The 19,225-nt window shown below is 74.6% G+C and carries 12 protein-coding genes; 7 read left to right on the forward strand and 5 right to left on the reverse strand.

Annotated features, from left to right (window positions below; translation table 11 throughout):
• Positions 1-83: 83 nt before the first annotated feature.
• The 4 genes from GA0070620_RS05605 to GA0070620_RS05620 all read left to right on the forward strand — a co-directional run bounded on the left by GA0070620_RS05605 (position 84) and on the right by GA0070620_RS05620 (position 10,887).
• Positions 84-3,242, forward strand: coding sequence for a non-ribosomal peptide synthetase (locus GA0070620_RS05605; RefSeq protein ID WP_091588877.1), 3,159 nt, complete (start codon positions 84-86; stop codon positions 3,240-3,242).
• 9 nt (positions 3,243-3,251) lie between these two features.
• Positions 3,252-8,918 (forward strand): non-ribosomal peptide synthetase/MFS transporter, encoded by a 5,667-nt coding sequence (locus GA0070620_RS05610; RefSeq protein ID WP_091588878.1) that lies wholly within the window; start codon positions 3,252-3,254, stop codon positions 8,916-8,918.
• A complete protein-coding gene (locus tag GA0070620_RS05615; RefSeq protein WP_091588879.1) occupies positions 8,915-10,204 on the forward strand; it encodes an aminoglycoside phosphotransferase family protein in 1,290 nt (429 codons plus the stop codon). The genes GA0070620_RS05610 and GA0070620_RS05615 overlap by 4 nt, the downstream gene beginning before the upstream one ends.
• A 92-nt stretch (positions 10,205-10,296) precedes the next feature.
• Positions 10,297-10,887 carry a pyridoxamine 5'-phosphate oxidase family protein gene (locus GA0070620_RS05620; RefSeq protein WP_091588880.1) on the forward strand — a complete coding sequence of 197 codons (591 nt, stop codon included), beginning with the start codon at positions 10,297-10,299 and terminating at the stop codon, positions 10,885-10,887.
• Positions 10,888-10,928: 41 nt separating this feature from the next.
• Here the strand turns inward: GA0070620_RS05620 and GA0070620_RS05625 are convergent, their stop codons facing one another.
• On the reverse strand, positions 10,929-11,654 hold the full coding sequence (locus GA0070620_RS05625; protein ID WP_231922247.1) for a TetR/AcrR family transcriptional regulator: 726 nt from the start codon (positions 11,652-11,654) through the stop codon (positions 10,929-10,931).
• A 127-nt stretch (positions 11,655-11,781) separates the two neighbouring features.
• Between GA0070620_RS05625 and GA0070620_RS05630 the strand changes: the two genes are divergently transcribed.
• Together GA0070620_RS05630 and GA0070620_RS05635 are read left to right on the forward strand one after the other, a co-directional pair.
• Positions 11,782-12,819, forward strand: coding sequence for an amidohydrolase family protein (locus GA0070620_RS05630; RefSeq protein WP_091588882.1), 1,038 nt, complete (start codon positions 11,782-11,784; stop codon positions 12,817-12,819).
• Between the two features lie 262 nt (positions 12,820-13,081).
• Positions 13,082-13,423 (forward strand): RNA polymerase-binding protein RbpA, encoded by a 342-nt coding sequence (locus GA0070620_RS05635; RefSeq protein WP_046564157.1) that lies wholly within the window; start codon positions 13,082-13,084, stop codon positions 13,421-13,423.
• Between the two features lie 68 nt (positions 13,424-13,491).
• Here GA0070620_RS05635 and GA0070620_RS05640 read toward each other — a convergent pair whose 3' ends face one another.
• From GA0070620_RS05640 to GA0070620_RS05655, 4 genes are all read right to left on the reverse strand, one after another.
• Positions 13,492-14,007: an FxsA family protein gene (locus GA0070620_RS05640; protein WP_091588883.1), complete on the reverse strand. Its 516-nt coding sequence runs from the start codon at positions 14,005-14,007 to the stop codon at positions 13,492-13,494.
• 57 nt (positions 14,008-14,064) lie between these two features.
• Positions 14,065-14,868 (reverse strand): polyprenol monophosphomannose synthase, encoded by an 804-nt coding sequence (locus GA0070620_RS05645; RefSeq protein ID WP_091588884.1) that lies wholly within the window; start codon positions 14,866-14,868, stop codon positions 14,065-14,067.
• A gap of 38 nt (positions 14,869-14,906) precedes the next feature.
• On the reverse strand, positions 14,907-16,577 hold the full coding sequence (gene lnt / locus GA0070620_RS05650) for an apolipoprotein N-acyltransferase (RefSeq protein WP_377520571.1): 1,671 nt from the start codon (positions 16,575-16,577) through the stop codon (positions 14,907-14,909).
• A gap of 117 nt (positions 16,578-16,694) precedes the next feature.
• Complete coding sequence (locus GA0070620_RS05655) at positions 16,695-18,287, reverse strand: methyltransferase domain-containing protein (protein WP_452299647.1); 1,593 nt, start codon at positions 18,285-18,287, stop codon at positions 16,695-16,697.
• Positions 18,288-18,355: 68 nt separating this feature from the next.
• Between GA0070620_RS05655 and GA0070620_RS05660 the strand changes: the two genes are divergently transcribed.
• Complete coding sequence (locus GA0070620_RS05660; protein WP_091588887.1) at positions 18,356-18,940, forward strand: helix-turn-helix domain-containing protein; 585 nt, start codon at positions 18,356-18,358, stop codon at positions 18,938-18,940.
• Positions 18,941-19,225: the final 285 nt, after the last annotated feature.

The raw sequence follows: 19,225 nt of genomic DNA on the forward strand, positions 1-19,225 counted from the left end.
ATTCTCGGGAGGGCGTCACCGGCCCGCTCCCCTAGCATCGGCACAGACCGATACGGCTTCGACGTGTTCACGGGGGGACGCACGTGCCGGCCAGGCCGAACGAGTATGTCTTCGCTGCCTCTTTCGCCCAGGAGTGGATCTGGCTGGCGAGCCGGATCGGGGCCGAGGCCTCGGCCTACAACCTCCGGACACCGGTCCTGCTGCCCGCCGGCACCGACGCCGAGGTGCTGCGCGCCGCGCTGACCGAGTTGACCCGGCGCCACGAGCCGCTGCGCACCGCCCTGCGGCCGGGCGACAGTGGCCTCACCCAGGTGGTGCTCTCCGACCTGCCGATCCACCTCGACGAGACGGACCTGTCCGAACTCGCCGCGCCGGAGCGCGCCGCGCGGCTGGCCGAGCTCACCGCCGCCGACCTGGCCACCGCGTTCCCGCTGGAGGCGGCGCCGCTGTGGCGGGCCCGGCTCGTGCACCGCCGGCCGGATCGCCCCGCGCTGCTGTTCACCGCCCACCACACGATCTTCGACGGCAGCTCGACGCCGATCCTCATGCGCGAGATCGAGGAGCTGTGCCAGGCCCGGCTGGACGGCCGCCCGGCCCGGCTGCCCACCCTCGACATCCAGTACGCCGACTGGGCGGTGTGGCAGCGCGACCAGGCGGGCAGCACCGCTGCGGCGGCCGACCTCGCGTACTGGCGGGAACGGCTCGCCGACGCGCCGCCGGTGCACGGGCTGCTGCCCGACCGGCCACGTTCCGCGTCGACCGCCCGCCCCGGGGCGGAGATCACCTTCGCGGTGCCCGCCCCGCTGGGCGAGACCCTCGCCGAGGTGGGCGGCCGACACGGGGCCAGCACCGCGATGGTGCTGCTCGCCGGCTACGCGGCCCTGCTGCACCGGCTCAGCGGCGACCCGACGGTCCTCGTCGGCATGCCGGTGGCCGGGCGCGACCGGCCCGAGCTGGCCCCGATGATCGGCATGTTCGTCAACACCCTGGTCCTGCGGATCGACGTCAGCGGCGACCCGAGCTTCGCCGAACTGATCGGCCGGGTACGCGAGACGATGCTGTCCGCCTGGGAACACCAGGACCTGCCGCTGCCCCGCCTCGTCGAGGCGCTCAACCCGCCCCGCCTGCCCGGCGTGCAGCCGCTCTACCAGCTCGGCTTCAACTACCTCGGCGACGTGGGGCTGAGCACCAGCAACGGATCGGCCCGTGAGGAGCTGCTGCTGGAGGTCGGCGCCACCGAGGGCCGCCTGGAGTACCGCAGCGACCTCTTCGAGACCGCCACCGCCGAGCGGATCGTCGCCCGCTACCTGACCCTGCTGCACGCCGGGCTGACCGCCCCGCACCGGCCGGTGTCGGCGCTGCCGCTGCTGCCCGCCGAGGAACGGGACCTGCTCGTCGCCGGCTGGGCGGCCGGCCCGCCCGCCCCCGACCCGGGTCCCGGCCTGGTCGACCTGATCCTCGCCCACGCCGCCAACACCCCCGACGCGGTCGCGATCCGCGACGGCGGCCGGTCGCTGACCTACCGGCAGCTCGACGAGCGGTCCCGCCGACTCGCCGCCCGGCTGCGGGCCCTCGGCGCCGGGCCGGAGCGGCTGGTCGGCCTGGCGCTGCCGCGCGGCACGGACGTGGTGGTCGCGATGCTGGCGGTGCTGCGGGCCGGCGCGGCGTACCTGCCGCTGGAACCCGGGTTCCCGGCGCGGCGGCTGGCCGACCTGATGGCCGACACCGCCGCCGAGGTGGTCGTCTCCACCGCCGCGATCGCGGACACCCTGCCCGCCGGGGCGTACCACCTGGTGCGGGTCGACGACCCCGACGACGACCCGGCGCCCGACGACGTCGCGCCGGTCACCGTCCACCCCGCCGCCCTGGCGTACGTGCTGCACACCTCGGGCTCCACCGGCCGACCCAAGGGCGCGATGATCGAGCACCGCTCGCTCGCCGCCCACGCCACCTGGTTCGCCCGCCGGCACGGCATCACCCCCGCCGACCGGCTGCTCGTCATCGCCTCACCGAGCTTCGACGTGTTCGGTCAGGAGGTCTACCCGGCGCTGATCGTCGGCGCCACCCTGGTGATCGCCCCGCCGGCCGGAGCACTCGACCCGGCCGGGGTGCTCGACACGGTCCGGACCGAACGGGTCACCCTGCTCTCCAGCGTCCCGACGGTGCTGCGGCACCTGGTCACGCAGCCCGGCTTCGCGGCCGCCACCGCCACCGTGCGACAGGTGGTCTGCATCGGCGAGCAACTCGACGGTGACCTGGCCGCCGACCTCGCCACGGCCCGGGCCGTGCCACTGCACAACACCTACGGCCCCACCGAGACGACCATCGCGGTGTCCGCCCACACCGTGCCGCCCGGCGGTGCCCGTCCGGGCCCGGTGCCGATCGGCGTGCCGATGGAGGGCGCCCAGCTCTACGTCCTCGACGAGCGGGGTGAGCCTCTCCCGGTCGGGGTGCCCGGCCACCTGCACATCGGCGGCGTGCCGGTCGGTCGCGGCTACCTGAACCGTCCCGTCGAGACGGCGGCCGCGTTCGTGCCCGACCCGTTCGGGCCACCGGGCGGCCGGCTGTACCGCACCGGCGACCGCTGCCGGTGGCGCCCCGACGGGACGCTGGAGTTCCTCGAACGACTCGACCGGCAGGTCAAGGTCAACGGCGCCCGGGTGGAGCTGGGCGAGATCGAAACCGCGCTGCGCGCCCAGCCCGGGGTGCGGCAGGCCACCGTCGCCGTACGCACCGACGGCAGCGGCGGGCAGCGACTCGTCGGCTACCTCACCGGCGACGCCGACCCGACGGCCCTGCGCACCGCGCTGCGGGACATCCTGCCGTCGCACCTGGTGCCGACGGCGTTCGTCCAGCTCGACGCCCTGCCGCTGATGCCCAGCGGGAAACTCGACGTCGCGGCGCTGCCCGAGCCGTCCGACGCCGGCGGCACCGCCGAGTCGTTCACGGCCCCGCGCACCGGCGCGGAACAACTGGTCGCGACGGCGTGGGCCGAGGTGCTGGGCGTCGACGCCGTCGGCGTGCACGACAACTTCTTCGACCACGGCGGGCACTCCCTGCTGGCCAGCAGGGCCGTCGCCCGGATCGGCGGCCTGCTGGACCTGGACGTCCCGATCCACCTGCTGTTCGCCAACCCCACGGTCGCCGAGCTGGCCGTCGAGGTGGAACGGCTGCTGGTCGCCCGCCTCGACGAGCTCTCCGAGGACGAGGCCGCCGCGCTCCTCGCCACACTGGAAAGGTAGGCCGCTCACATGTCCACAACCCCGGAGTCGGCGGCCCGGGAGGCACCCCTCTCCGCCACCAAACAGGCCCTGCTGCAGCGGCTGCTGCGCCAACCCACCACCGGCGGCGCGGGCCGCCTCGAGCGGGCGCCCGCCGACGCCCCGCCGACCCTGTCGTACGCGCAGGAGCGGCTCTGGTTCATGGACCAGTTCGCGCCGGGCGTCGCCGCCTACCACGTGCCGGTGGCCGTGTGGCTCGACGGAGACGTGGAACCCGACGCGCTGCGCGACGCGCTCGCCGACGTCGTGGCCCGGCACGACAGCCTGCGCATGCGGTTCCCGGCCAGCGACGACGGCGCACCGACCGTACGGGTCGACGAGCCGGCCCCGGTGCCGCTGGCCCGGGGCACGGTCACCGCCGACGACCCCGACGAGGCCCGCCGGCAGGCCCTGGACCTGGCCCGCGAGCACGCCGCCGAGCCCTTCGACCTCGCCGCCGGGCCGCTGTGGCGGGCCCTGCTGGTCGACCACGGCGACCGGCGCCGGCTGCTGTCCCTGGTCACCCACCACATCGTCAGCGACGGCTGGTCCATCGACGTCCTCGTCGGTGACCTGCTCACCGCGTACCGGGCCCGTCGGGACGGAAACCCACCCTCCTGGTCGCCGCTGCCCGTCGGCTACGGCGACTACGCGCACTGGCAGCGGCACCGGCCCGACGCCGACCGTGGGCTCACGTACTGGACCGGGCAGCTGACCGACGTGCCCGCCCTGGAGTTGCCCGGTGACCGGGCCCGGCCGCCGACGCAGCGCTTCGAGGGGGCCACCCACCGCTTCGCGGTGGACGCCCCGCTCACCGACGCGGTCACCGCGCTGGCCCGCCGCCACGACGCCACCCTCTACATGACGCTGCTCGCCGCGTACGAGGTGTTCCTCGCCGGCCACGCCGACCAGCACGACTTCGCCGTCGGCTCGCCGGTGGCCGGGCGGCACCGCCCCGAGCTGGAGGGCCTGGTCGGCATGTTCGTCAACATGCTGCCGATGCGCGCCCGGCTCGACCCGGACGAGTCGTTCCACGACCTGCTCACCCGTACCCGGCAGGAGGTGCTGGACGCCCTCACCCACCAGGAGGTGCAGTTCGAGCACCTGGTGGCGGAGCTCGACGTGGCCCGCGACGTCAGCCGGTCGCCGCTGTTCCAGGTGACCTTCGCGCTGCAGAACTACCAGATGCGCGACCACAGCGCCGGCGGCGACGGACCGGCCGTGCACTGGGAGGTACCGGACCTGGGGGCCACCCGGTTCGACCTGGAGCTGCTGGTCGTGCAGACCGGCGACGGCGAGCTGTGGTGCGAGTTCAGCTACGACACCGCCCTGTTCGACGCCGACACCGTCGCCCGGCTCGGTGAGCGGTTCGTGGCGCTGCTGCGCACCGTGACCGCCCGCCCCGACGCGCCGCTGCGCACGGTGGAGCTGCTCACCGACGCCGAGCGCTCCCAGGTGCTCGACGGGTGGGGCGCCCGCACCGGCCGGTTCCCCGTCGAGCGCACCCTGCCCGCGCTGTTCGAGGAGCAGGCCGCCCGCCGCCCCGACGCGGTCGCCCTCGTGCACCGCGACGAACAGCTCACCTACGGCGAACTGGACGCCCGGGCCGAGCGCCTCGCCACCCGGCTGCGTCGCCTCGGCGTCGGCCCCGACACGCTGGTCGCGCTGCACCTGCGCCCCGGCACCGGCACCGTGACGGCGATCCTCGGCGTGCTGAAGGCCGGCGGCGCTTACGTGCCGCTGAACCTGGCGTACCCGCGCGAGCGGCTGGAGTTCATCCTCGCCGACACGGGCGCGCCGGTGCTGGTCACCGACGAGGCGTCGGACGCGGAGCTGCCCACGTACGACGGTCGGGTGGTGCGCCTCGACGCGCCGCGGGACGACCCGGAACCCGTCCCGGACGACCCGTCCCGCGCCGCCCGCCCCGGTGACCTGGCCTACGTCATCTACACCTCCGGCTCGACCGGCCGACCCAAGGGGGTGCTGGTCGAGCACCAGCAGGTGGTGCGGCTGCTGACCGCCTCCGAGGCGCACTTCGACTTCGGCCCCGACGACGTGTGGGCGCTGCTGCACTCGTACGCGTTCGACTTCTCGGTCTGGGAGATGTGGGGCGCGCTGGCCTACGGCGGCCGGCTGGTGATCGTGCCGCCGGAGGCGGTACGCGACCAGGAGCGGCTGCTGGACGTGCTGGCCGAGCAGCGGGTGACCGTGCTCAACCAGACCCCGGCGGCGTTCCGGGGGCTGCGCGCCACGCTCACCGAGACCGACCGGTCCTTCGCCGACCTGTCGGTGCGCGTCATCGTCTTCGGCGGCGACGCCCTCTACGTGCGGGAGCTGCGGCACTGGCTGAGCCGCTACGGCGACCAGCGCCCCGCGCTGGTCAACATGTACGGCATCACCGAGACCACGGTGCACGTCACCGCCCAGCGGATCCGGCGCGCCGACGTCCGCCGTGGCGCGGACTCGCCGATCGGGCGGCCCCTCGACGACCTCCGCGCGTACGTGCTGGACCGGCACCTCAACCCGGTGCCGGTGGGGGTGCCCGGTGAGCTGTTCGTCGCCGGGGAGGGGTTGGCCCGCGGCTACCTGAACCGGGCCGGGCTGACCGCGCAGCGGTTCCTGCCGGAGCCGTTCAGCGGCGAGCCGGGCGCCCGCATGTACCGCACCGGCGACCGGGTGCGTTGGCGCGCCGACGGCACCCTGGAGTACCTGGGCCGCGTCGACCGGCAGGTGAAGATCCGCGGCTACCGCATCGAGCTGGGCGAGATCGAGGCGGCCCTGCAACGCCACCCCGAGGTGCGGACGTGCGCGGTGCTCGCGCAGCCCGACGGCACCGGTGACCGGCGGCTGGTCGCGTACGTGGCGGCGGCCGACGGCGCCCGCCGGCCCACGCCCGGGCAGTTGCGCGAGCACGTCGCCCGCAGCCTCGCCGACTACATGGTGCCGGCCGCGTTCGTGGTGCTCGACGCCCTACCACTGACCCCGAACGGCAAGTTGGACCACCGCGCGCTGCCCGACCCGGACCTGGCCCAGCAGCAGGTGGAGCAGGAGTTCGTCGCCCCGACGACCGCGAACGAGCGGCTCATCGCGGAGGTGTGGACGCAACTGCTGCCGGTCGAGCGGGTCAGCGTCGACGACGACTTCTTCCTCGTCGGCGGGCAGTCGCTGCTGGCCGCGCAGGCCGTCACCCGGATCCGGCGGGCCCTGACGGAGGCGGGGTCCACCGGCACGCTGTCCCTGATGGACCTGTTCCGCTGCCGTACCGTCCGGGAACTGGCCCGACTGCTCGACGACCCGGCGCCGGACGACCAGCCGGCCCGGCTGCTGCACGAGCTGACCCGCCCGGTCCGCGACGACGAGCACGTGCGCTCCCTGGTCTGCGTGCCCTACGGCGGCGGCAGCGCCGCCGTCTACCAGGCGCTGGCGGACGCGATGCCGCCCGGGCACCGGCTCTTCTCGGCGGCGATCCACAACCAGGAGGCCGGCGGCGCGGAGGACACCCTGCCCTTCGGCGACCTGGTCGACGCGGCGGTCACCGAGATCCTGCGGGACGTCACCGGGCCGCTGGTGCTCTACGGCCACTGCGGCATCGGCAGCGCCGTCGTGGTCGAGGTGGCCCGCCGGCTTCAGGTGGCCGGGCGGCCGGTCGAGGCGGTGTACGTCGGCGGCATCTTCCCGTTCGCCCGGCCCCGCGGCCTGCTGTCGCGGCTGTCCCGGCTGGCCGAGATGGAGCGCTTCCGCAGCAACCGGACGTTCATCACCCGGCTGGTGGGGCGCGGCGTCGACATCGAGGAGCTGGGTCTCGACGAGGTCGACCGGGTGATCCGCAACATGCGCCACGACACGCGCAGCGCGGAGGACTACTACAGCGGCCTGCTCGACGGGCGGGTCGACCGGATCGACGCCCCGGTCATCTCGGTCATCGGTGAGCAGGACCCGGCGACCGACTACTACGAGGAACGGTTCCGGGAGTGGGACTTCCTCTCCGACACGTGCGCGCTGGTCGTCCTCGACGAGGGCGGTCACTACTTCAACCGTTACCGGGCCACCGAGGTCGCCGAGATCGTCACGCGTACCCACGTGGCCCTGGCCGACGGCGACACGGCGACGCTGACCCGGGCCGCGCGTGGGCCGGACAGTGACTGGTGGCTGCACGGTGTGCACCGGCGCGGCGACGCCGAGCCACCCGCGGGCGACGGCGGCGGTGCCGAGCCACCGGGCGACGGTGACCGGCCCGTCGCGGGCACGGTGGGGCCGCGCCGGCGACCCGCCGAACCGAGCATGCCCCGGTTCCTCGGCGTGGCCGCCGGGCAGCTGGTGTCGCTGATCGGTTCGGCGTTCACCCAGTGGGCGATCCCCATCTGGATCTATCTGACCACCGGCTCGGTGATGCAGCTGGCGCTGTTCGTGACGTTGGCGCTGGTGCCCGGCCTGGTGATCGCCCCGCTGGCCGGCGCGGTCGTCGACCGGTCACACCGCAAGACGGTGCTGATCGCCGGCGACGTCGCCGCGTGGGCCACCCAGATCGCGCTCGGTGTGCTGCTGTGGACGGACACCCTGCAGATCGGGCACATCTACGGCCTGATGGTGGCCCTGTCGCTCGCCACGGCCTTCCAACGCCTCGCGTACGTCGCCTCGGTGCCGCAGTTGGTGCCCAAGCGCTACCTGCGGCACGCGATCGGCGTCGTGGAGATGGTCAACGGCGCGGGAACGCTGTTCGTGCCCCTGTTCGCCGCCGGACTGCTGGCCACCATCGGCCTGGACGGCATCCTCGTCATCGACATCGTCAGCTACGGGGTCGCGGTCGTGGTCACCGCGCTGATCCGCTGGCCGGCCCGGATGGGTTGGCACCGCCGCGAGTCCCTCGCGGCGGAGATCGCCAACGGTTTCCGCTACTCGTGGGGCCACCGCCACTTCCGGGCCATGCTGCTGTTCTTCCTGGTGCTGAACATCTTCCTGGCGCCGCCGCTGATCCTGCTGAGCCCGCTGGTGCTGTCGTTCGGTGGGCTGGCCGACGCCGCCCAGGTGTCGTTCGTCTCCGGCATCGGGGCGACCGTGGCCGGTCTGGCGGTCGCCCTGTGGGGCGGCCCCGCCCGCCGGCCGATGCGCGGGGTGCTGCTGTCGGTCCTGGCCATGGCCGTGGCGTGCGTGCTGATCTCGGTGCGCCCCGATCCGCTGCTGATCGCCGTGGGCGCCTTCGGGCTCACCGCCGGGCTGACCCTCACCACCGGCATCTACCGGGCCATCGTCCAGGTGAAGATCCCCCAGCGCTACCACGGCCGGGCCGCCGCCCTGAACCAGATGATCTCGTGGTCGACGCTGCCGCTGGGCTTCGCCGTGATCGCGCCGGCCGCGACCGCGCTGTTCGAGCCGATGCTGATGCCCGACGGGCGGCTCGCCGGCACGGCCGGCCGGCTGGTCGGGGTCGGCGAGGGACGCGGCATCGCGTTCGTCTTCCTGCTCTGCGGCGTGGTCATCGCGGTGCTGGTGGCGGTGGCCTCACGGATCCGGGCGGTCGCCCGGTTCGACACCGAGGCGCCGGACGCGATCGCCGACGACCTGGTGGGCGTGGAGTCGCTGCGCCACCGCCGGGAGCCCGACGGGTCGGGCCCGGTCGTGCCGTCCCGACCGCGCGCCTCGGCCGGGCGGTCGGCGTGACCGGGCTCGACGCGCCGGGCGGGGTGACGGCCGGCGGCCCGCTGGACATCGACGTGATCATCGTCGACGGTGGGCGGGTGCTGGGTCGCCGCGGTGACGGTGCGGTGGCCCTACCCCGGCTGCGGTTGACCGAGCCGTGGCCGCCGCCGAGCAGTCAACTGCCCGCCGCGGTGGCCACCGAGACCGGCCTGCGGGTGGCGCTGCTCGCCCCGCTGGACAGCACACTGTTCACGGCCGAGCCGGTCGACGGGCAACCCGCGGGCGGGTACGCCTGGCACGACGTCGCCGCGTTCGGCGCGGGCCCGGTGCGGGCGTGGCGGCACCGGCCGGAACCGGCCGGCGGCCCGGACTGGTACCGGCCGGGCTGGTTCGCCGCGGCGTGCGCCTGGCTGGACGAGACCCTCGCGGAGCGGGGCGCGCGGCGCAGCGGGCCGGTGACGCAGATCCGGCACTGGACCACGTCGACGGTGCTGCGGGCGCCCACCACGGCCGGAGCGGTGTTCCTCAAGGCGTCCCTGCCGGTCCTCACGGCCGAGCCGCGGGTGATCGCCGAGCTGGCCCGGTCGTGGCCGGGGGCGGTGCCCGAGGTGCTGGCCGACTCGCCCCGCCACGGCTGGTGGCTCAGCGCCGACTTCGGCGCCCAGCCGCCCACCCGCGACGCCGTCGCGGCGCTGCGGACGTTGGCCCGGATGCAGACCGCGACGATCGACCGGACGGATCCGCTGCGCGCGGCGGGTGTCCCCCAGTTGACCCTGGCCGACCTCGCCGACCGGGTGCCGGCGGTGACCCGCCGCGCCGAACTGTGGGGCGCCGGGGGCGGGGTGAACCTGACCGGGGTGGCGATGTGGTTGCAGGACCGCTGCGCCGAGTTGGACGAGTTCGACCTGCCGCTGACCCTGGTCCACGGCGACCTGCACCCCGGCAACGTGGCGGACGGCCCGGACGGGCCGCTGCTGTTCGACTGGAGCTTCGCCCGGGTGTCGCACCCGCTGCTGGACCTGGGCGGGTGGCTGCACGCGGCCCCCGAGGCGCAGGCGCGCCGCCAGGTCGACGCGTACCTCGACGGGTGGCGGCAGGTCGCCGCCCCGGCGGAGTTGCGGGAGGCGTGGCGGGTCGCGAAACCGGTCGCGGCGCTCGCGGAGCTGGTGAAGTTCGCCGACCTGATCGACGCGACGGGCGCCGGCTACGAGTTCGACTACCTGCCGATGGCCGGGATGTGGGCCCGCCGGGTCCTCGACGCGGTGGCCGGACGCGACGAGCACCTCACCGGCTGGCGCGGGGTCTGAGCCGGGCGCCGCCGATCGGACGGGCGGGTCCACGGGCCGGGACCGTCGGCCGGCGGGCCTCCGGCCGAGCGCGACCACGCGATGATGGTCGGGTGGGTAAGACGTACGAGCGCATCGACGGGCGGCTGCGGACCTTCATCGAGGAGCAGCCGATGTTCTTCACCGCCACCGCGCCACTGACCGGCGACGGCACCATCAACCTCTCCCCGAAAGGGCTGCGCGGGTCGTGGGCGGTCCTCGACGAGTTGACCGTGGCCTACCTGGACTTCGCCGGCAGCAACGCGGAGACGATCGCCCACCTGCGGGAGAACGGCCGCATCACGCTGATGTGGTGCGCGTTCCAGGGCCCGCCGAACATCGTGCGGGTGCACGGGCGCGGTGAGCCGGTGTTCCGCGACGACCCGCGCTGGCCGCGGCTGGTGCGCCACTTCCCGGACATCGACACGAGCCGGCACGGCCTGCGGGCGATCATCGTGGTGAGCGCCGACCTGATCCGCGACACCTGCGGCTACGCGGTGCCTCTCCTGAGCTACGACAGCGACCGGGACCTGCACGCCAAGCGGTTCACCCGCGAGGACGACGCGTCGCTGAGCGCCTACTTCGCGAAGAAGGAGCACGTCGCGCGCAGCATCGACGGCCTGCCGGGGCTGCCGCTGCCGCTGCCACCGACCCCGCCGGCCTGACCGGCTCGTACCTGGCCGAGACGCCGTGGCCGACCGCAGGGCTATGCGGACAGTCGCCCCAGCCATTCCGTCAGGAGTTGCTGTTCGGGGCCGCTGAGGGTGTTCTGGGTGGGCAGGGCGGCGCGCAGCGCGCGAGCGGCGCCCGCCAGGCCCGCTTCCCGCACGGCCGGTTCCTGACTGGTGACGGCGGTGATCATCGCTTCGCGCAGCGCGACGAGCAGGGCGGGGTCTCGCTCGGCCTCGGGCAGGGACAACCAGGTCAGGATGGCGCCACGGGCGGTGGCGTGGATGATCTGGGCGGCGAGGTTCTCGTCGACGCGGAGTCGGCCCGCGACGGCCAGGCGGCGGATGCGGTCCATGAGCAGTCCGAGACCGAGCCGGAAAGCGATGGTGGACCGGGCGGGTTCGCCGTACATGAGCGCGTACAAGGCGGGGTTGGCCAGTCCGAACTCGACCGCGGTGTCCCAGCGGACCCGTAGTTCCTTGATCGGGTCCTGCGGGTCGGGGTCGATGTGCTTGGCGGCCAGGAACCGGGTGAACCCGTATTCGGCCACCGCGTCGAGCAGGGCCTCCTTGTCACCGAAGAGCCGGTACAGGGCCGGCGCCTGCACTCCCGCGGCCTCCGCGACCGCGCGGGTGGTGACCGCGTCGCGGCCCCCACGCTCCAGCAGGTCGATTGCGACGTCCATGATCCGGCGGCGCGTCTGCTCGCGCGCGGTGCCGTCGGGCTTCGCGGCAGACGGTGAGAGCTTCGGGTCACCAGGCACGTATCAAGGATAACCCGCGGCTGGTACCGAAGATATTATCGGCGTTAACACGATCACGTTTACGGCGATAGTATCAGTGATATCGTGAAGGCGGTTCTAGCGGAAACGCCAGTGAGGGAGCATCACCATGACAGACCGTCTGCGGATCATCGGAGTGGAGGAGACCGTCGTGGTACCCGCCGTCCACGAGGCGTACCAGCGAGCCGGATCGCCGCGGATCCCGGCCCGCGGCTTCGGGGACGACCCCATCGCGACCAACCTGCGCGAGGTCGGCGAGCGGCGGCTGGCCCACATGAACGACCAGGGCATCGACGTCGCGGTGCTGTCCCTGGCCTCGCCCGGCGTCCAGGACCTGCCGCAGGCCGACGCGATCACGGTGGCGCGCGACGCCAACGACCAGCTCGCGGAGATCGTCGCCGCGCACCCGGACCGGTTCCAGGCGTTCGCCGCGATCCCCACCCAGTCGCCCGACGCGGCCGCGGCGGAACTGGAGCGCGCGGTGCTCCAGCTGGGCTTTCCCGGCGCGATGCTCTACGGCCGCACCGGGGACAAACTGGCCGACCACCCGGACAACGACCAGCTGTACGCCGCCGCCGAGCGGCTCCGGGTGCCGCTGCACTTCCACCCGCAGATGCCGCCCCAGCCGGTCGTCGACGCCTACTACTCGGGCATCGGCCCGATCGGCACCGCGCTGGCCGGGGCGGCGATCGGCTGGTACTACGACCTGGGCGTGCAGTACCTGCGGATGATCTTCTCGGGTGTCTTCGACCGATTCCCCGACCTGCAGGTGATCGCCGGGCACTGGGGCGAGGTTGTTCTGTTCTACCTCGACCACACCGGATTCTTCGCCGCGGCCGGCGGCCTGCAGCGGCCGCTGGCGGACTACTTCACGCAGAATTTCTGGGTCGCCGGTAGCGGCACCAACAGCCCCCGCTACCTGCACTGGACCGCCGAGATCATGGGCACCGACCGGATGCTCTACTCCACCGACTACCCCTTCACCTACGGCTTCCGCCCCGGCGGCTTCCCCTACGTCGACACCAGCAACGGCGCCGCCCGTTCCTTCCTGGAGAACGCGCCCTTCACCGACGACGAGAAAGCCGACATCGCCCACCGCAACTGGGAACGCCTCACCGCCCGCGCAGTCAAGCCGTCAGCGGTCTGACCCCGCACACCGGCCGGTCGAACCCCGCCACACGCCAGCCATCGCAACCTCCGCTCCCGCGGGGCGGTTAACATCCCCGGTGGCAGCCGAACCACTCCACTGTTCCCATCCGTGGCGGGGCGACGTCACCGCGCTACCGTGGTGGGCGGCTACCCTTGTCCAGGCCCGGCCGTGGGTGCCACACGCCCGCGGGCGGGAATGCCCCGGCGGGTGGGGGCCGTTACACCAGAAGACCAGCACCACGAACGAGGGGAAGTCGATCATGGGCGAGCGTATGCTGCGCGGAAGCCGCCTGGGCGCGGTCAGCTACGAATCCGACCGCAACACGGAGCTCGCGCCACGTCAGACCCGCGAGTACCTGTGCGCCAAGGGCCACCAGTTCGAGGTGCCGTTCGCTGTCGACGCCGAGGTCCCGACGACCTGGGAATGCAAGTTCGACGGCAGCGTCGCCCGGCTGGTCGACGGCAGCGAGCCGGAGCAGAAGAAGGCCAAGCCGCCGCGCACCCACTGGGACATGCTGCTGGAGCGTCGCTCCATCGCCGAACTGGAGGACATCCTCGCCGAGCGGCTGCAGGAGGTCCGCACCCGCCGCGGCCGGGCCTGAGCCTCACGAACGACACGGCGCCCCCGGGAGGATTCCCGGGGGCGCCGTCGTCGTAGAAACCGAGATCGTCAGCGGTCGACGATCTCACCCTCGATCGCCCGACCACCGTCGACCACCACCGGCTGCTGCGGCTCCGGACGCGGCGTCGGTTGCGGCGCGCCCCGACGCACCCGCACCCGGCGGGGCCCGAACAGGTCACCGGCGACCATCGACGACACCCGCCGCTCCGCGGCCCGTTGCGCCCCACGCCGGGCCAGTTGCCGCACCGGCGGCACCAGCAGCAGCAGGCCCACGAGGCCGCTGACCAGCCCCGGCACCGCCAGCAGCAACGCACCCAGCAGGCCGACGAGACCGTCGGTCACCTGCCGTCCCGGCGGCTGACCCGCCTGCGCGGCGGCCCGGAAACCGCGCCACGCGCGCATCCCCTCGCGGCGCAGCAGCACCAGCCCCGACAGCGACGCCGCGAACACCAGCAGCACCGCCACACCGAACCCGGCGGCCCGCCCCACCAGGACGAACACCGCCAGCTCCAGCACCACTGCCACGAGCATGGCCAGTGGTACGAACCTCAGTCCTCGGCGCATCTCACCTCACCGGTCGTCCGTGTCGCCTCATCCAGCATGACACGGCGGCGCCCACGGTCACCGGTCCTGGCCGTCCGCGCCGCCGCGCCGGCCCCGGCCGATCGCCCGCCGGCGGTCCTGCACCGCCCACGTCGTGATCCGCCACAGCGCCTCGGCGACGATCAGCGGGCTCATCTTGCTGTCGCCGCGCTCCCGCTCGGCGAACGTGATCGGCACCTCGACGATCCGCATGCCAGCCCGGTGGGCCAGCCGGGACAGCTCCACCTGGAACGAGTAGCCCTGCGAGCACACCGACTCCAGGTCGATCGCGTCCAGCGCGCTGCTGCGGTAGACCCGGTAGCCGCCGGTGGCGTCGGAGACGGGCATGCCCAGGGCCAGCCGCGCGTACAGGTTGCCGCAGCGGGACAGGGCCAACCGCCGCAGCGGCCAGTTGACCACCCGCGCGCCGCTGGTCCACCTGGACCCGATCACCACGTCGGCCCGGCGGGCGGCGTCGAGCAGGGCCGGCAGGTCCTCCGGCGCGTGCGACCCGTCGGCGTCCATCTCCACCACGGCGTCGAAGCCGCGTTCCCGCGCCCACCCGAACCCCGCCAGGTATGCCGCGCCCAGCCCCTGCTTGCCCTCCCGGTGCAGCACGTGCACCCGCGGGTCGGTGCCGGCCAACGCGTCGGCGATCACGCCGGTGCCGTCGGGGCTGTTGTCGTCGGCGACGAGGATCTCCACCTCGGGCGCCGCCCGGCGTACCCGCGCCACGATGTCGCTGACGTTGTCCGCCTCGTTGTAGGTGGGGATCACCACCAGCACCCGGCCGACGCCGGCGACTCCGCCCGTACGCCGTGTCGTGTCGGTCGCCTCGACCACGAGGTCCCCCTCCGCTCCCACCGGCGCGCCGGCTGGTCCTATGCGGGTCCGGTCTGCCTCCGGCGGCGCAGGACCGCCGCACCGGCGAGGGCGGCCACGGCCAGGCCGGTCAGCGCCGCCTCGGGCCAGTACCCGAGGCGGGTGGCCACGGTGCGCCCGTCGGCCGGACGCAGCTGCCGCACCACCACCTCGCGGGTGTTGAACCCGGTGGCGTCGCTTACCCGCCCGTCCGGGGCGACGAACCCGGACACACCGACCGTCGAGGCCATCAACGCCGGCCGGCCGTGCTCGACCGCGCGCAGCCGCACCATGGCCAACTGCTGGCGGGCCTCGGCCACGTCGAAGGTGGCGTTGTTGGTCTGCACCACCAGCAACTGCGCGCCGCCGGCGACCGTGTCCCGGACCACCTCGTCGTACGCGACCTCGAAGCAGATCACGTCGCCCAACACCACCGGGCCGGCGCGTACCACGCCCGGGGTGCTGCCGGGGACGAAGTCCGCCCGCACCCGGTCGACCTGCTTGCTGACCATGCGGGCCAGGTCACGCAGCGGCACGTACTCGGCGAACGGCACCGGGTGCCGCTTGGTGTACAGCTGGGACAGGTCCGGGCCGGTGCCCGGCCGCCACAGGATGCCGGCGTTGCGCACCTGACCGTCGCCCGGGCCCAGCAGCACCGCGCCGACGAGGATCGGCGCGCCGATCGCGTCGGCGGCCTGGGAGATCCGCGCCCCGGCGGAGGCGTTGCGCAGCGGGTCGATGTCGCTGGAGTTCTCCGGCCACACCACCAGGTCGGGGCGGGCCTGCGCGCCGGCGGCGACCCGGTCGGCCAGCTCCAGGGTCGCGTCGACGTGGTTGTTGAGCACGGCCTGCCGTTGGGCGTTGAAGTCCAGGCCGAGGCGCGGCACGTTGCCCTGCACGATCGCCACGGTCACCGGCCGCCCGCCCGCACCGGCGGCGCCCACCGGCACCGCCAGCCCCACCGCGCACAGCAGCACCGCCGCGCCGGTCAGCCCGGCCACCGGCCGCCACGACGGGACGCTCCACCGCCGCCACCCGGCGGCGAGCAGCAGCCCACCGGCCAGCGCCACCGCGAAGGTGACCAGGGGCGCGCCGCCGACCGCGGCCAGCCGCAGCAGCGGCGAGTCACCCTGGCTGAACGCCAGCCGGCCCCACGGGAACCCGCCGAACGGGGTCCGGTCGCGCAGCGCCTCCTGCCCCACCCACAGCAGCCCGGTCAGCGGCGCCCACATCCACCGCGCCCGGTCGACCAGCGGCGACACCCAGGCGGTCGCGGCGCCGAGCAGCGCCAGGTAGCCGGCCTGCAGCAGCGACAGCAGCACCCACGGCAGGTAGCCGGTGTGCAGGTTCGTCCACGCCAGCAGCGGGGCGAAGAACGCCACCCCGGTCAGGAAGCCCACGCCCGCTCCGGCGCGCAGCCGCCGCCGGTGCGCCGCCGCGGCGAGCAACGCCACACCGACCGGCGCGAGCGGCCACAGCCCGTACGGGGGGAACGCCAGCAGCAGCGCCACGCCGGCCAGCACCGCCGCGGGCACGGCCAGGCGCAGCGGCAGCGGGCCGGGCGCGGCCGCCTCGTGCGGCGGTGCCGCCTCGGCCCGCGTCTCGTCCCGGTCGACGGTCGTCACGGGCGCTTCACCACGATCACGGGGGTGAAGGCTACCCGGCCGCGAGCCCGGGCCGCCCGCGCCCACCCGCCGCGTCACACCCGCCGGCCCGCCCCGGCCGGGGCGGCGGGTGGGACACCTTCCACTGCGGCCCGCCCAGGCTCGCGCCGGCAACCCCGCCCGCGCCGAGGCCGGCCCGGCCGGTCAGGGCCGGCGGCGGGCGACGAGCACCGCGTCGTGCACGGTCACGTCCCGCCCGTCCGGGTCGGTGACCGCCCGGGGCCGCGCCTCGACGGTCGTCACCTGCCACCGGCCCGGGTCGAGCTGCGCCGCGACCTCCTCGGCGGTGTACATCATCTCGGGGAAGTGCATCCGGCGGGCGGTGGTGCGCAGGTCCCGCGGGTGGTGCCCGACGACCAGCAGGGTGCCGCCGGGGGCCACCGCGTCGGCGAGCCGGGCGAACAGGACCCGCCGCTCGTCGGCGGGCAGGTGCATGAACTGGGCGCTCACCAGGTCGTACCCGCCGTCGGTGGGCGGGGACTCCCGCAGGTCGGCGTGCGTCCAGTCGATCCGCGCGGCGACCTGCGGGCCGGCCGCGTCGGCGTGCGCGGCGGCCCGTTCGAGGGCGGCGGTGGCGATGTCCACGGCGGTCACCCGCCAGCCCCGCTCGGCCAGCCACACGGCGTCGGCGCCCTCGCCGCACCCCACGTCCAGGGCCCGTCCCGGCGGCAGCGGCGTGGCCTCGGCGACCAGCTGCGGGTTGGGTCGCCCGCTCCACACGCTCGTACGGGACCGGTAGCGCTCCTCCCACGCGTCCCGCGTGAACATGGTGGCCAACCGCCGCCGGTGCTCCTCCACGGCCGCGCGGGTGTCCTCCGCCACCAGGTCCGCGTTCACCGCGGCGCCGGCGGTCAGGCCGGACGCGGCGGCGGTGAGCACCTGGGCGCGGGCGTCGCCGACGTTGCCGGCCACCCACACGCCCGGCACGGCCGTGGCGCCGGTGGGGTCCGCGGCGAACTGGCTGCCGAACACGTGCCCGCCGACCTCCACCGCCACCGGCTCCAACCCGAGCCCGGCCAGCACGTCCGTGCGGGCCGTGAACCGGGGCGCCACCACCACCGCGTCCAGGTCGACGACCTCACCGGAGGCCAGCCGCACGCCGGTGAGGGTGTCCCCGGCGACGACCAGCTCGGCGACCGGACCGTCGACCACGGGGATCTCCCGCGCGGCGAGCTGCTCGGCGTCGTCGGCGCTCAGGTCGGGTCCGTCGTGGCGCAGCAGCACCACGTGCGGGGTCCACTGCCGCCACAACTGCGCCTGGTGCACCGCGAACGGGCCGGTGGCCAGCACCCCGACGCGCCGGTCGGCCACCTCGAAGCCGTGGCAGTACGGGCAGTGCAGCACGTCGCGGCCCCACCGCGCGGCGACCCCGGGCACGTCGGGCAGCTCGTCGACCAGCCCGGTGGCCACCAGCAGCCGCCGCGCCCGCACCGTACGCCCACCGTCGAGGGTGACGTCGAAGCCGTCGCCGTCGCGGACGGCGCCGACCACCCGACCGGACTCCACGTGCCCGCCGTAGCCGGTGACCTCGGCCCGCCCGGCGGCCAGCAGCTCACCGGGCGGGGTGCCCTCCCGACCCAGGTAGTTGTGCACGTGCCCGGCCGGGGCGTTGCGCGGCTGCCCGGCGTCGACCACCAGCACCGAGCGCCGCGCCCGGGCTAGGGTCAGCGCCCCGGCGAGCCCGGCCGCGCCACCGCCGACGACCACCACGTCGTATGTCTGTTCCACCCTGCGTATCCCCTCGTCGTGTCCGTCGCCGACCACGCTGCACCCGACAGCTCGGAACGACAAGTAATGTTGCTGGTATGGCAAACGAGGAGGCGGCGGTGCTGGCGGCCGTCGGGCCCCGCCTGCGGGCCCTGCGCACCCAGCGCGGCACCACCCTGGCGCAGCTCGCCGAAGCCACCGGCATCTCGGTCAGCACCCTGTCCCGGCTGGAGTCCGGTGGCCGCCGCCCCACCCTGGAACTGCTGCTGCCCCTGGCCCGCGCCCACCAGGTGCCCCTGGACGAGCTGGTCGGCGCGCCCGCCACCGGCGACCCCCGGGTCCGCCCCCGCCCCATCGTCCGCCACGGCGTGACGATCCTGCCGCTGACCCGCCGCCCCGGCGGCCTGCAGGCGTTCAAACAGATCATGCCGCCAGGCACCCCCACCGGCGACCACGAACAGCAGGTCCACGAGGGCTACGAATGGCTGTATGTGCTGTCCGGACGGCTGCGCCTGCTGCTCGGCGAACACGACCTGACCCTCACCCCGGGCGAGGTCGCCGAATTCGACACCCGGGTGCCGCACCGACTGCTCAACCCCGGCCCCGACACCACCGAGGTGCTCACCCTCTTCGGCCCGCAGGGCGAACGCCTGCACGTGCGGGCCCGCCCCAGCGCCGGCTGACCGGGCCGGGAACGAAAATCGGGGCGCGGCTCGCGCCGCGCCCCGATGCTCCCAGGCCCTCCCCGGCCGGTGGGGCGAGAATGCGGCACGCCGACCTTCGGACCGACCCGACGTGGACTGGCTGCCCCCGCCTGGCCGTTGTCTACTGGCCGTGCACCTCACCCTGCCCGTACACCGGTAACCGCGGCCGGTTCGCGCCGCCCCGCCGACCCCCGCCCGCTGGACCTGGCCGCCGCGACGAACTGCACCATGTCGCTCGGCCAGCGGACGAAGGGACGAAGCGAA

It is taken from the genome of Micromonospora krabiensis, assembly GCF_900091425.1.
Lineage (GTDB): Bacteria > Actinomycetota > Actinomycetes > Mycobacteriales > Micromonosporaceae > Micromonospora > Micromonospora krabiensis.